The organism is Streptomyces sp. NPDC020801 (genome assembly GCF_044334385.1).
Classification (GTDB): Bacteria; Actinomycetota; Actinomycetes; order Streptomycetales; family Streptomycetaceae; genus Streptomyces.
This window is the reverse complement of record NZ_JBIRST010000021.1, coordinates 100,980-114,234: the sequence shown is the minus strand read 5'-3', so window position 1 is coordinate 114,234 and position 13,255 is coordinate 100,980. Positions and strand designations below refer to the sequence as shown.

The 13,255-nt window shown below is 72.5% G+C and carries 13 protein-coding genes; 4 read left to right on the top strand and 9 right to left on the bottom strand.

The features are described from left to right. Positions 1 to 41 precede the first annotated feature (41 nt). Together ACH4UM_RS33205 and ACH4UM_RS33200 are read right to left on the bottom strand one after the other, a co-directional pair. Positions 42 to 677 carry a class F sortase gene (locus tag ACH4UM_RS33205; RefSeq protein ID WP_398187573.1) on the bottom strand — a complete coding sequence of 212 codons (636 nt, stop codon included), beginning with the start codon at positions 675 to 677 and terminating at the stop codon, positions 42 to 44. Beyond that, the gene (locus ACH4UM_RS33200; protein ID WP_398187570.1) at positions 674 to 1,057 is read right to left on the bottom strand and encodes a sortase-dependent protein; all 384 of its coding nucleotides are present in this window, start codon (positions 1,055 to 1,057) and stop codon (positions 674 to 676) included. The genes ACH4UM_RS33205 and ACH4UM_RS33200 overlap by 4 nt, the downstream gene beginning before the upstream one ends. Positions 1,058 to 1,611: 554 nt before the next feature. Here ACH4UM_RS33200 and ACH4UM_RS33195 point away from each other — a divergent pair. Beyond that, the gene (locus tag ACH4UM_RS33195) at positions 1,612 to 3,462 is read left to right on the top strand and encodes an ABC transporter ATP-binding protein (RefSeq protein WP_398187567.1); all 1,851 of its coding nucleotides are present in this window, start codon (positions 1,612 to 1,614) and stop codon (positions 3,460 to 3,462) included. Next, positions 3,459 to 4,415 carry a serine/threonine-protein kinase gene (locus ACH4UM_RS33190; RefSeq protein ID WP_398187564.1) on the top strand — a complete coding sequence of 319 codons (957 nt, stop codon included), beginning with the start codon at positions 3,459 to 3,461 and terminating at the stop codon, positions 4,413 to 4,415. Before ACH4UM_RS33195 ends, ACH4UM_RS33190 begins: the two co-directional genes overlap by 4 nt. 125 nt (positions 4,416 to 4,540) lie before the next feature. Here the strand turns inward: ACH4UM_RS33190 and ACH4UM_RS33185 are convergent, their stop codons facing one another. The 5 genes from ACH4UM_RS33185 to ACH4UM_RS33165 all read right to left on the bottom strand — a co-directional run bounded on the left by ACH4UM_RS33185 (position 4,541) and on the right by ACH4UM_RS33165 (position 8,857). Continuing rightward, a complete protein-coding gene (locus ACH4UM_RS33185) occupies positions 4,541 to 5,314 on the bottom strand; it encodes a hypothetical protein (RefSeq protein ID WP_398187562.1) in 774 nt (257 codons plus the stop codon). After that, on the bottom strand, positions 5,304 to 5,915 hold the full coding sequence (locus tag ACH4UM_RS33180; RefSeq protein WP_398187559.1) for an RNA polymerase sigma factor: 612 nt from the start codon (positions 5,913 to 5,915) through the stop codon (positions 5,304 to 5,306). Before ACH4UM_RS33180 ends, ACH4UM_RS33185 begins: the two co-directional genes overlap by 11 nt. Positions 5,916 to 6,011: 96 nt before the next feature. Then, positions 6,012 to 6,857 (bottom strand): LLM class flavin-dependent oxidoreductase, encoded by an 846-nt coding sequence (locus ACH4UM_RS33175; protein ID WP_398187556.1) that lies wholly within the window; start codon positions 6,855 to 6,857, stop codon positions 6,012 to 6,014. A 159-nt stretch (positions 6,858 to 7,016) separates the two neighbouring features. Beyond that, positions 7,017 to 7,820: a TIGR03943 family putative permease subunit gene (locus ACH4UM_RS33170; RefSeq protein WP_398187553.1), complete on the bottom strand. Its 804-nt coding sequence runs from the start codon at positions 7,818 to 7,820 to the stop codon at positions 7,017 to 7,019. After that, complete coding sequence (locus ACH4UM_RS33165) at positions 7,817 to 8,857, bottom strand: permease (RefSeq protein WP_398187550.1); 1,041 nt, start codon at positions 8,855 to 8,857, stop codon at positions 7,817 to 7,819. The genes ACH4UM_RS33170 and ACH4UM_RS33165 overlap by 4 nt, the downstream gene beginning before the upstream one ends. Positions 8,858 to 9,083: 226 nt before the next feature. Here ACH4UM_RS33165 and ACH4UM_RS33160 point away from each other — a divergent pair, with 226 nt between their 5' ends. Next, the gene (locus ACH4UM_RS33160) at positions 9,084 to 11,042 is read left to right on the top strand and encodes an NAD-binding protein (RefSeq protein ID WP_398187663.1); all 1,959 of its coding nucleotides are present in this window, start codon (positions 9,084 to 9,086) and stop codon (positions 11,040 to 11,042) included. Between the two features lie 291 nt (positions 11,043 to 11,333). On the opposite strand, the gene ACH4UM_RS33155 is transcribed toward ACH4UM_RS33160, so the two are convergent. Then, positions 11,334 to 11,540, bottom strand: coding sequence for a hypothetical protein (locus ACH4UM_RS33155; protein ID WP_398187547.1), 207 nt, complete (start codon positions 11,538 to 11,540; stop codon positions 11,334 to 11,336). After that, positions 11,537 to 11,866: a hypothetical protein gene (locus ACH4UM_RS33150; protein WP_398187544.1), complete on the bottom strand. Its 330-nt coding sequence runs from the start codon at positions 11,864 to 11,866 to the stop codon at positions 11,537 to 11,539. The genes ACH4UM_RS33155 and ACH4UM_RS33150 overlap by 4 nt, the downstream gene beginning before the upstream one ends. A gap of 579 nt (positions 11,867 to 12,445) precedes the next feature. On the opposite strand from ACH4UM_RS33150, the gene ACH4UM_RS33145 reads away from it, so the two are divergent. Then, positions 12,446 to 13,252, top strand: coding sequence for a hypothetical protein (locus tag ACH4UM_RS33145; protein WP_398187542.1), 807 nt, complete (start codon positions 12,446 to 12,448; stop codon positions 13,250 to 13,252). Positions 13,253 to 13,255: the final 3 nt, after the last annotated feature.

The window sequence follows — 13,255 nt, the reverse complement described above, 5'->3', positions numbered from 1 at the left end:
CGGCTCGCGTTCCGTTCCGGCGGCCCGGCATACGGCCGGGGTCAGGGGGTCGTACCGCTCAGGCCGGCGAAGACGATCACGTTGTCCGCGTAGCCGTCGCCGGTGCGGGGGCCGCCGCAGGTGATGAGCCGCAACTCGGGGTGGTCCACGTCCCCGTACACCTGCTCCGTCGGGAAGTGACTCTTGGCGACCGTGCGCAGCGACCTGACGGTGAACACCGCCGACGTGCCGTTCCCCAGGCGCGCCACGATCCGGTCGCCCCGGTGCAGCCGTGCGAGGTGACGGAAGACTCCGTCCCCGTACTTGCCGACGGTGACATGGCCGAGGATGACCGACGGCCCGACCTGCCCCGGTGTCGGCGAGTGCCCGTACCAGCCCGCCCGGTCGTGTGCCGTGACCGGGGGCACCTGCGCGGTGCCGTCCGGCGCGAGGCCCAGCCGCATCACCGGGGTGTCGACGCCGATGGCCGGGATCTGGATCCTGACCGGGACCGAACGCCCCAGGGCGTGCACCGCATCCTTCACGGGGCCCGTCGACTGCGCGGCCGGTGACGATGAGGCCGGTGGCGGTGGTGGCGTACTGGTGGAGCGTGCGGCCGGGTGGCCGTTGCCGCCGCAGGCCACCAGCAGCGACGCCGTCGCCGCGGTGACGAAGGCGCGCCCGGAGAGCGAGGTCATGCCCCGGTCGCCCGCCGGCGGCGTACGACGAGGACCGCCGCGCCGCCCGCGGCGAACGCCGCCGCGGCACCTCCCGCGATCAGTCCCGTCCCGGTGCCGGACTCCGGGGACGTCGTCGCCACTCCGGTGTCGGGCGCGCCCTTCGGTACGACGGGGACCTGGCCGCGGGAGGGTGCGCGGGTCGGTGCCGTGCTCGGGACGGGCCGGGCGGTGGCCGGCGCCCGGCTCGGGGTCGCGGCGGGCGCGGGGATGGTGGTGGCCGGTACCCGGGTCGGTACCGGGCTCGGCGTCGTGGCGGCACCGGCGGCGAAGGCGGGGACGGTGCTCGCCAGCACGGCGGTGCACGCAAGTGCCGCGGCGCTGAGGACGGTTCGGCGCATGGGATCGCTCTCTTTCGTCGGTCGGTCGGTCCGGCCGGTGCGGTGCGGTGCCGTGCGGTGCGGCGCGGTGCGGCGCGGTGCGGTGCGGTGCGGCGCGGTGCGGTGCCCGGCGGGCCGAGTCACGAATCGAGCGGAGAGACGAGGCGGCGGCAGTACGGGTTGCAAAGAGACGGCAAAGACGGACGAAGGGGGAGGCGGGGCGGAGGAGGGCGCGAGCGGGACGGGGGGTAGGGGGATTTGAGACGAACTCTCATGTTTTTTCGTGAAACAGCCATCCAATCGGCGCTCCGCCCCGTATCACCTACAAGGCACGTTCCAGCGGGAGGAATGCCATGGCGATCTTCAGTGATCTCTTTCCTGCCAAGCGCCGTGACCACCGTGACCACCATGGCCACGGGGACGGGTCGGACTCCGGACACGACGAGACCTCGATGAACAGGCGTCGCCGGGGCCATGACCACAACACGGGTCACGGTCACAACAAGTGACATCAGGCCGAGCGGACCGGTGATCGCAAGACCCGGTCCGCTCGGACATCCGTCAACGAGGGGCACATGCCCATGGCGCATGTCCTGCGGCGTCTGCTGTCGGTGGGCGGGGAGTCCGACGCCGTGGTCGCGGCTGCCCCGCCGTTGGCCCCGCGCGAGGTGTTCCGGCGTTTTTGGCCCTACACGCGTGGGCGCCGGCGCTGGCTGATCCCGCTCGTCTTCTTCAGCCTGGTCGGGCCGCTCGTCGACGCGGCCGAACTGTGGCTCTTCAAGGTCGTCGTGGACGAGGTGCTCGTCCCCCGGGACCTCACGCCCTTTGTGTGGATCGCGCCGGCCTATCTGGGACTCATCGTCGCCTCCGGGGTTCTCGGCTTCGCCGACGACGTGACGTCGGCGAACGTCAGCGAGCAGTTCCTGCTGTCCTTGCGCGCCGACGTCTTCCGGCATGTGCAGGGGCTGTCGCTGGGGTTCTTCGAGCGGCGGCGGCTCGGTGACGTGCTGTCCCGGGTCACGGGTGACGTGGACGCCGTGGAGACGTTCCTGCTGTCGGGCGTGGCGGACGCGCTCTACCACGTGATCCGGCTGGGCGTCTTCCTCGGTCTGCTCTTCTACCTGCGCTGGGACCTCACCCTCCTCGCGCTCGTCATCGTGCCGCTCTTCTGGGGCGCCGCCCGGCACTTCTCCCGGTTGATCAAGGACGCGTCGCGGGAGCGCAGGCGCCGCAGCGGTTCGCTCAGCGCGGTCGCCGAGGAGTCGCTGGGCAACGTGGCGCTGGTGCAGGCGTACAACCGGCAGACCTGGGAGGAGCGCCGCTTCGAGCGCGAGAACGTCGGCAAGTTCCAGGCCGCGATGGCGTCGGCCCGCATCCGCGCCGTCTACCGGCCGCTCGTCGAGCTCATCGAGGTCTGCGGCGGCCTCGCCGTCATGGGCCTGGGCACCTGGAAACTGGCGCAGGGTCAGCTCACGCTGGGCGGCCTGCTGGTGTTCCTGGCGCTGATCGGCAAGCTCTACAGCCCGGTCCGCGACCTGTCCCGCCTCGGCACCACCTTCTACGCCGCCTCCGCCTCCGCGGAGCGGATCGCCGAACTGCTCGACCAGCAGCCCCAGGTCGTCGAGGCCGCCGACGCCAAGCGGATCGGCCGGGCCCGGGGCGAGATCGAGTTCGACGGTGTGTCGTTCCGCTATCCCGGTACGCCCCGCTGGGCGCTGTCCGGCGTGTCCTTCCACGTGGCCCCCGGCGAGACCCTGGCCCTGGTCGGGGCCAGCGGGGCCGGAAAGTCCACCGTCGCCAAGCTGCAGCTGCGGTTCTACGACCCCGACCTGGGCGCCGTCCGCCTCGACGGGACCGATCTGCGGTGCCTCGCCCTGTCCGACGTGCGCGAGAGCGTGGCGGTGGTGCTCCAGGAGACGCTCGTCCTGCACGGCACGGTGCGGGAGAACATCGCCTACGGCCGGCCCGAGGCGACCGACGCCGAGATCGTGGCCGCGGCGCGCGCGGCGGACGCCGACGAGTTCATCCGGCTGCTTCCGGAGGGCTACGACACGGTGGTCGGCCAGCGCGGCCGGACGCTGTCCGGCGGCCAGCGCCAGCGCCTGGCGATCGCCCGCGCGATGATCCGGGACGCGCCCGTACTGCTCCTGGACGAACCCACCACCGGCCTCGACGTCCAGTCGGGCCGCCGGATCATGGAGCCGCTGCGCCGCCTCATGTCCGGCCGGACCACCATCGTCATCTCGCACAACCTGCTCACCGTCCGCGACGCCACCCGGATCGTGGTGCTCGACCACGGCCGGGTCGTCGAGTCCGGCAGCCACGACGACCTGTTCGTGCGCGACGGGGCGTACGCCCGGCTCCAGCGGCTGCACGCGATGACGTCGCCCCCGGCCGGCACCGGCACCGGGACGGTGCTGTCATGAACGCCACCCGGACCGCCCCGGACCCGCCCCGGCCGCCGGGCACCCGGCCGCATCCCGGCTACGAGATCCTCGGGCACCTGGCCCGCACGGGCTGGCTGGACCTGTACGACTCCTGGAGCGAGGCGCGAGCCTGCCGGTGCGTCATCAAAGTCGTACGGCCCGACCGCCGCGGCGAGGATCGGCTCGCGGAACGGCTGCTGCGCGAGGGCCGGTGGCTGCGCGGCTTCACGCACCCGCACCTGGTCCGGGTGTACGAGACCTTCACCTCGCCCGAGCCTCTCGTCGTCATGGAGACGCTGACCGGGGAGACCCTGTCCCACCTCGTCCACCGGTTGCCGCGCCGCCCGGCCGCCGCCGACGTGGCCCTGCTCGGGGTGCAACTGTGCTCCGCGGTCCACTACCTGCACGGCCGGGGGCTGCTTCACCTGGACCTCAAGCCCTCCAACGTCGCGGTGGACTGCGGCCACGCCAAGGTGCTCGACCTCAGCGTGGCCCGGCCGCCCGGGGACGCCCCGCCCGGGCTCGGCACGTTCAGCTACCTCGCGCCGGAGCAGGCGCGCGGCGGACGGCTGACGACCGCGGCGGACGTGTGGGGCATCGGCATCACGCTGTACGAGGTGGCCAGCGGTGACGTGCCCTTCGACCGGGGCGAGACCATCCCTACCGGGGAGCGGGAGCGGGAGCGGGTGTACGGCCGCGCCTCCGGTGACGGCGAGCACGGCGAGCACGGCGAGCACGAAGAACACGGCGAGCACGAAGAACACGGCGAGTACTGGTACCCGCAGCTTGAGGCGAGCGCCCCGCCGATCGCGGCGCGGCGGCGGCTGCCGCGCGCGCTCGCCGCGGCCATCGACGGCTGCCTGCGCGACGACCCGTCGGACCGGCCCACGGTCCCGGAACTGGCCGCGGCCCTCGGCATGCTGCTCCCCGGCCGCGGCTCGATGGCTGCCTGACCCGGGCGCCACGGCTCGATGGCCGCCGACCGGGGCGCCACGGCCATCGACGGCTGCCCCGGGCCGCCTGCCCGGCCCGGGAGGGGCCGCGGCTCAAGACCTGCCCGGCCCGGGCGCCGAACGGCTCACGCCTCCGCCCCGGTGGCGAAGCGGGCGCCCGCCAGTACCTTGCCGTCCGGCGCGGTCACCCGGGCGCCGGCCAGTGTCGCGGGGTCGACCGAGGCGGGGGCGCCCCAGGAGCCCTGGCCCCTGTGCAGGGTGAAGCTGCCGACCCGGTGCGTGCTCCCGTCCCTGCGCACCAGCAGGCAGGAGACCTTGCCGCTGTACTCCGCACCGGCCTGGGCGAGGTCGACGGACATGTAGATCCAGCCCGGGGCCCCGGGGTGGGCGTAGATCTCACCGGCCGGCCGACCGACCGCCGCCTGGGCGGAGGTCAGTCCTCCCCACAGCATGCCGGACTGGCCGCTGACGGACTGGGTGGGTCCGGCCAGGGTGTCCTGCACGGCCGTGCCGACCGCCCAGCCGCCGAACCCGATGGCCACGACGAGCGCGGCGCCGGCAGCGGCGAGCCGCGTGCGCCCCCAGCCGAGCAGGCCCAGGTGCGGGCGGCCACCGGGATACGGCAGGCCCGGGCCGCGGGCGTGCGGCCGTCCCTCGTGCGCCGCCCCCTGTGTCAGCGCCTGCGCCACCCGGGACTCGAAGCCGACCGGCGGCTCACTGCCCGGCAGCAGCCCGACAAGCCGGTCGCCGATCTGGGTCAGCTGCTGGACGTGCTCCCGGCAGTCCGCACACCGGTCGAGATGCCCGATCGCGCCGGCCCGCTCGCGGCCCGGCAGCACGCCGAGAGCGAGTTCGGCGCCGATCTCGCGCAGGTTCCCGCAGGTCACGTCACTGGGCATGATCGCCTCGCTGGGCCTGGTCGTCTCGCTGGAGAGGCGGAGCCACGAGCTCGGTCCGCAGCTTTCCCATCGCCGTCCTGATCCGCGTCTTGGCGGTGCCCAGCGGAATCCGCTCCCAGTCGGCGATCTGCTGGGCGGTCATGCCGTAGATGCCCGCCATCACCATGGCCCGGCCCTGTTCGGGCGGCAGTTCGGCCACGGCGGCCCGCAGCCGGGACGACGCCTCGTCGGCCAGCGCATGCTGCTCGGGGGTCTCGCTGACGACGCCGAGGATCGCGTCGAGGTCCTCTGGCGCCACCGGCTCCGGCCGCCGCGAACGGACCGCGTCGATGGCGAGGTTGTGGGCGATGGTGGTCAGCCAGGTCGTGACCGACCCGCGGCGCGAGTCGTAGATCTGCGCATGGCGCCACGCCCGTTCGAAGGTCTGCTGGGCGATGTCCTCGGCGAGCTGCGGGTCCCCGATGACGGCGATGGCGACACCGAAGACCCGGTGCTGGAACCTCCGGACGAAACTGACGGCGAGCTCCGGGTCACCCGTGGCCAGCCCGGACAGCAGAGCCTCGTCCGGGAGACGGCCCACGGGGAACCGGAACCTCGACATGTCTGTATATACGGTTCGCCCGCTTCCCGGGATTGCCCGGCCTATACGGAATCCCATATTCCGATTCTCCCGCCGAAGCGCCCGGCGGGCGAGCGGTCAGAGCACTTCGGCCAGGCGGTCGACCTGGTCGGGGTCGAGGCCGTAGCAGTAGAGCATGACCTCGTCGGCCCCCAGGTCGCCGTAGGCGGCGACGGCCGCGCGGATCGCCGCCGGGGTGGTGAGCATGCCGGAGACCATGCGGTCGGGCATGCCGGTGAAGGCGTAGTACGCGTGCATGGCCGCCCGGGCGTCCTCGACGACCCGCTCCGGACCGAGCGCGACGTTCACCTGGGCGACGATGCGGGGCGCGCCGGTACGGCCGTACTCCGCCCACTGGGCGCGGACCGTGTCGAAGAGACCGCCCGCCCAGGACGGGGGCGCGGCGGCCAGGAAACCGTCGCCCCAGCGGGCCACCCGCTCCAGGGCGGCGGGCTTGAAGCCGCCGAAGAGGACCTCGGGGCCGCCGGGACGGGCGGCGGCCGGGCCGATCGGGCCCACGCCGTCGCCGTACGGGTCGCCGGACCACAGGCGGCGCAGCAGCGCCATCTGCTCGTCCATGCGGCGGCCCCGGGTGCGGATGTCGACGCCGGCGGCCCAGTGGTCGTCCTCCCGGCCGCCGACGCCCATGCCGAGGACCAGGCGGCCGCCGGTCATCCGGTCCAGGGTGGCCGCCTGCTTGGCGAGCAGCGCGGTGTCGCGCAGCGGGGCGAGCAGCACCTCGGTCTGGACGCGGATGCGGGAGGTGGCGCCGGCCAGGACGGCGAGGGCGACCAGCGGTTCGGGATTGTCGTACACGAGCCGGTCGAGCAGGCCGAGGGTGGTGAAGGGGGCGGCTTCGGCGCGCCGGGCCCAGGTGAGGAGGGTGGCCGGGTCGCCTATGGGCAGGCCGATTCCCACGTTCATGAAGAGCCTCCGCAGGGGAGAAGGGGTCGACAAGGACTGCCGCCCCTCCGGCACCTGTCGTGAGGTGGGACGCTCCCGCTCTGCGGCGTACTTCCGGGGAGGCCTCTTCGAAGTACCGTCAGGCTAGGCCGGGTCGGGTGGCCGCGGCCACTGGTTTTCTCACTGGTTCCAGGTCTCGTCGTACGGGTCGTGCGGTGTCGGCACCGGTTGGGCCTCGGTCACGTTCAGGAAGGGGACCGGGCCGTTGTTGACCGGGTCCCTGGTCTGCCGGGCGGTGTAGGCGCCGGTGACCTGCAGCCAGGTGTCCGGTTGCAGTACCGGGGGGATGTGGCCGGTCAGGGCGATCTTCACCGGCTGGGCGTCGGCGGCACAGCAGTTGAGGGCCATGCGGACGAGATACGGCGCGCCGGTGCGGTCCAGTGCCACGAAGCCCGTGACCTGCACACGGCGGCCGGAGATCGAACGGCCGTGGTCGTAGACCGCGCGGCCCGCGTAGTCGACCACGCTCAGCCGGAGCGGGTCGGACTTGGGGAGGGCCTCGTAGCCGTACGGCTTCTGGAGGGCCGTGCCGGTGCGGACCGCGCTGTAGGAGCCGAGCGCGGGCGGGGCCACGAGGATCAGCGCGAAGAGGGGGAGGACGAGGAGCCAGGAGATACGGGGTTCGCGGTGGCCGTGACCGTGGCCGTGGTCGCCGCCGTCACCGTGACCGTCCCCGTGACCGTGACCGTGACCGTGGCCGTGGTCGCCGCCTGCACCGTGACCGCCCCCGTGGCCGTGGACACGGCTGTTCCTGCGCTCGTACCACAGCGTCATCAGCGCCGTGACGACGAGCACCGCCCCGGACGCCAGCAGCAGCGGTTGCAGGCCCGCCTTGACGTAGCGGAGGTAGAGGCCGGTGAGGCCCGCGTGCAGCAGGGCCGCGCCGACCAGGAACATCACGGCCGCCTGTGCCTGACGGTTCACAGCAGCACCGCCCCGGTCAGTACGGCCACCAGCACGGCCAGGGCGAAGGTGGCGGGGGCGAAGCGCAGGGCGAAGCCGCGGCCGAAGGTACCCGCCTGCATGGCGAACAGCTTCAGGTCGATCATCGGGCCGACGACCAGGAACGCCAGCTTGGCCGTCAGCGAGAACTGCGTCAGCGAGGCCGCCACGAACGCGTCCGCCTCCGAGCAGATCGACAGCAGTACGGCCAGGACCGCCAGCGCCAGCACCGCGACCACCGGGTTGCCGGCCGCCGTGCGCAGCCAGCTCGCCGGGGCGACCGCCTTCAGCGTGGCGGCGGCCATCGCGCCCACGACCAGGAAGCCGCCGGCGTGCATCACGTCGTGCCGTACCGAGCCCCAGAAGGCGGCGCCCCGGCCCCGGCCCTCGTAGGAGGCGCGGGCGGGCGGGCGCAGCCAGTCGGTGCGGCCGAGGCGCTGCCACAGCCAGCCCATCGCACAGGCCACCAGCAGACTGGCGGCGAAACGGCCGAGCACCATCTCCGGGTCGCGCGGGAAGGCGACGGCCGTGGCCGTCAGCACGATCGGGTTGATCGCGGGGGCCGAGAGCAGGAACGCCAGCGCCGCCGCCGGGGTGACGCCCCGTCGCACCAGGGCGCCGGCCACCGGCACCGACGCGCACTCGCAGCCGGGGAGTATCGCGCCCGCCATCCCGGCGACCGGGACGGCGAGAGCGGGGCGCTTGGGCAGTGCGCGGGCGAAGAACGACGGCGGGACGAACACCGCGATGGCCGCCGACAGCAGTACGCCGAGCACCAGGAAGGGCAGGGCCTGGACCACCACGGCGACGAACACCGTCATCCAGCTCTGCATCACCGGCGCGGACAGCGCCTCGCGGAGAGGACCCTGGGCCACGACCACGACGAGCAGCAGCAGGGTCAGGGCGACGGGCGAGGTGAGGTGCCAGCCGTCCCGGGTGGTTCCTTCGAGGGGGTCGCCGGGCTCCCTGCGGTCGTCGCGGGGATCCGCTCCGGGCGGGGCGGGTTCGGTGATGGCCACGGGTGCGGTACCTCCGGCGGGCTGGGCGAGTTCGACTCCCTCCCCTCCTGTACGGGAGTGCGGGCGGGACCGTTCAGTGGGGCCCGCGCGCGGGGGCCGTGGGACTTGGCGTCCGTCGGGCGACCAGCGGGCGGTTTCTGGAACCACCCGTCCCGGTGAGGCAGTCTGTTCCCTCGTGGGGAGCGTTCCGTATCAGGGTGGTGCGCCGGGTGACGCGGGCGCGCACATGATGGTGTGCGGCGACGACGGGCTCGCGCACCGGTTGGCCGCCGAACTGCGCGGTGTGTACGGCGAGCATGTCACGCTGGTCGTACCGCCGTCCGAGCGCGCGGTACGCCCACCGGTGGTCGGCCGCGCCAGGCCGGCGTCCGCTCTGCTGGACCGGGTGGACCGGGTGGTGAGCGCGGCGGTGAGCCGGGCCGGCGGAAACGGTGGGCAACCCGCCGGTGCCGACCGGCTGCTGGAGGCCCCCGAACTGACCGAGGCGGTGCTCGCCGACGCGGGGGTGGAACGGGCCACGGCTCTGGCCCTGGTGTACGACGACGACGAGACCAACATCCGCGCCGCCCTCACCGCCCGCCGGCTCAACCCGCGGCTGCGGCTCGTCCTGCGCCTGTACAACCGGAGGCTGGGCCAGCACATCGAGGAACTGCTCGACCAGGCGGCCGCGTTGGCCACGGGGGACGGCGACACCGCGCAGGGCGGCGACGCCTCCACGACCGTGCTGTCCGACGCCGACACGGCCGCGCCCGCCCTGGCCGCCAGCGCCGTCGCCGGCACCAGCAAGGTCGTCCAGACCGACGGGCTGCTGCTACGCGCGGTGGAACGGCCGCCGCCCGGGCCGGGGCAGGTCGCCGACTCCGGGTTGTGCACACTGGCGCTGCTTTCGGCGACGAGCAGCGATCCGGCGGGCGCGGACGGGTCCGAGGACAGCGGGGAACAGCGGCCCCGGCTGCTGCCGGACGAGGCGATGGTACGGACGGCCACCGGGCGTGGCACGGTGGTGCTGGAGCAGGTGGCGTACGCCGCCGGTCCTCCGTTGCCGGCCGGGCGCGGGGCCCGGCGCGGGGCTGGGCGCAGTGTCGGGGTCGTACCGCCACTGGCGTCGTTGTTCTCGCGGCGGCTGCGGTGGTCGCTGGCGGGCCTTGTGGGGTGCGTGTTCGCGCTCGCGGTGGCGTTGTGGCTGGTGACCGGGGTGCATCCGCTGGGCGCGCTGTATCTGACGCTGCTGGACCTGTTCGCCATCGACGATCCCGCGCTCGGGAAGTCGCTCGGACGGCAGGTGCTGCAACTCCTGTCCGGGCTGGTGGGGTTGCTGTTGCTCCCGGTGCTGCTGGCGGCGGTGCTGGAGGCGCTGGGGACGTTCAGGACGGCGTCCGCGCTGCGCAAGCCGCCGCGGGGACTGGGCGGGCATGTGGTGCTGCTGGGGCTGGGCAAGATCGGCACACGCGTGCTGACTCGGCTGCGGGAGCTGCACATCCCGGTGGTGTGCGTCGAGTCGGACCCCGAGGCGCGCGGGCTCGCGACGGCGCGGCGGCTGCGGGTGCCGGTGGTGCTCGGTGACGTCACACAGGAAGGGGTGCTGGAGGCCGCGAAGATCCACCGGGCGCATGCGCTGCTCTCGGTGACCAGCGCGGACACGACGAACCTGGAGGCCGTGCTGTACGCGCGGTCCGTGCGGCCCGATCTGCGGGTGGTGCTGCGGCTGTACGACGACGACTTCGCGACCGCGGTGTACCGCACCCTGCGCGCGGCACATCCGCAGGCGCTGACGCGGAGCCGGAGTGTGTCGCACCTGGCGGCGCCCGCGTTCGCCGGGGCGATGTTCGGGCGGCAGATCCTGGGGGCGATTCCGGTGGAGCGGCGGGTGCTGCTGTTCGCGTCCATGGACGTGGGCGGGCATCCGCAGCTGGAGGGACGGACGGTGGCGGAGGCGTTCCGGGCGGGGTACTGGCGGGTGCTGGCGCTGGACACGGGGGTGGCGGGCTCGCAGGAGCGGCGGGAGCCGGCAGCGGGGGACGCCTCCGAGGAGACGGGGCGCGGGGGACGAACGGGGTCGGAGCTGGTGTGGAACCTGCCCGAGACGTATGTCCTGCGGGGCGAGGACCGGGTGGTGCTCGCGGCGACGCGGCGGGGGCTGGCGGAGCTGCTGGGGCGGAGGGCGCGGGAGCGGGCGGGGGGGTAGGCGCGGGGGCGGGGGGTAGGCGCGGGGTGCGGGGCGCGGGCATGAGTGCGCCCCCTCTGCCCTGCGTCGCAGAGGGGGCCCATCCGGTTTGGTGCTCGGTTCAGGCGTTCGCCCTCTTGTTGCCCAGGTGACACGGGCAGGTGCAGCGAGGCACAAGCACGATGCCCGGTGCGCCCGGGAGCGGGATGTCGGCGGTTCGGCGGCAGTCCCGGTGCATGCCCTTGTACTCGGGACGCTGCGCGACTCCGCATTCTGCGGACATGGTCGACGTGTCCGCCGTGGTCGAGCCGGTCACAGTTCCCCCCGACTGCGCCGGTTGGTTTCCCTTACCCTGGCATGCAGCCGGATGGCGTTACCGACGCAGTGAGGGCAGGAACAGGGGGGAAGTGCCGAACTAACCTCCGGCACCTCAAGGGGTTTTACCGTGCGCTTTTCGCGCACCACGGTGCGCGCGCCGGTTTCCGGGTTGATCCGGTACACGGCAATGGTCATGGTCACTGGACGGCCTCCCACGGGTCGACGTGGGCGCCTGTGCGGGCAGTTCGCAGCATGACGTCCAGTTGGGCGACGTAGGGCCGGACCAGGGCGCCCCGATGCTCCGCGGGGTCATGCACGCCGCACGGGCCGGACGGCTGGGCGGGGGGCCTGGGGCGCAGGCTGCGCGCCACGACCAGCCTTGCTCCCCATACGTGCGGGGAGGGCGCCACACGGGCCGTCTGTGACACCTGCGGGCCGGCATCGGTGCGGGCACGCCTGCCGGGGGTACGTCGCCCGAGCAGGACCACTCCGACCCATTCGAGAGCAGTGCGGATAAGTTCTGTCACGTCATCGCTCCTTGGAAGCGGTGGCCACGCCCCCGGGCCGTTCCAGCGGTCGCGGGGGTCCTTGCGCCTGACCACGCTTCCGCACTGCCGATTCGCTGCCTAGCGGCCCCATGTAGGCCCGTGGTAGGCCAGACTTGAGGCATGCGCGGTGAGACAGCGGCCCACGTGATCCGGCGCCTGCGACAGGCCATGGGTTGGAGTCAGGCACGGCTAGCGGCAGAGGCATGCCGGGCAGCCGGGTTACCGCACGACTCACTGACACGGCAGGACATTTACCGGTACGAGAAAGGAAAGCGCACGCCGCGTGAATGGCTGCCATTCCTTGCCACCGCATTGGACGTGGCTGCCAGTGAGCTTGGACAGGCAGTCGCGAGTGGTACCGAGGGCGCCGCTCCTGTAACGGTTGCCGACTTCCTTCCGGATGCCGACCAATTGACGCCGCCGAAAGTCAGACAGGGGCGCCGAATTGGTGCTGGTGACGTTTCCGACCTAGCCGGCCGCGTGCATGGATTGCGCCTCGCGGATGACTTTCTAGCGGGTGGCGACCTAATCGGACCAGCGCTTAGGGAGTTACGTTCCGTGGTGAAGTTATACCGCGAGGGAAGCCACACGGAGGAAGTCGGGCGTGCATTACTCTCCCAGATTGGCGAGTTGGCCCAGATTGCCGGTTGGATCGCCTCTGACGCTGGGCGCCACGAGGAAGCGGAGCGCATTTACAAACTGGGCATGAGCGCTGCCTGGCAAGCGGAAGACAGGACGCTAGTCGGCAACCTCGCCGGATCGCTCGCGTACCAATACAGCAACACGGGACGAGAGACGGAAGGGTTGACGCTTGCTCGGGCAGCGCTCGACCAGACAGGCGAGGATGCGCCTGCAAAAGCGCGGGCGCTGTATCTCGACCGCGTGGCCTGGGCGCACACGAAAGCCGGTGAGCCACAACCGGCAATGCGTTCCCTGGGCGAGGCGTCCGAAGCGTGGGAGGCTAACAGCGTAGAACGCGAGTCGCCCCAATACCTGTATTGGGTAGAGGCAGGCGAATTGCAGGTGATGGAATCTCGCGTCTATACGGAGCTGAAACGCCCTCTGCGCGCCGTTCCGTTGCTGCGGGAAGTGCTCGCACGATATGACGCCACGCACACGCGGGAACTGGCATTGTACCTGTCTTGGCTTGCCATTGCGTTGGCGGACGCCGACGAGCCGGAGGAAGCGGCAGCAACGGCCCAGCGCGTCATCGCACTTTCTGCGGACATTGCAAGCGAGCGCACGGCCGAACGCGTCAAAGTGGTCTTGCACCGATTGGAAGATTTCTCGGACGTGCCGGAAGTGCGGGAAGTGCTGGACGACGCTGCCCAAGAAACACAAAAAGGCCAAAGGTGCACGGCCTGAACC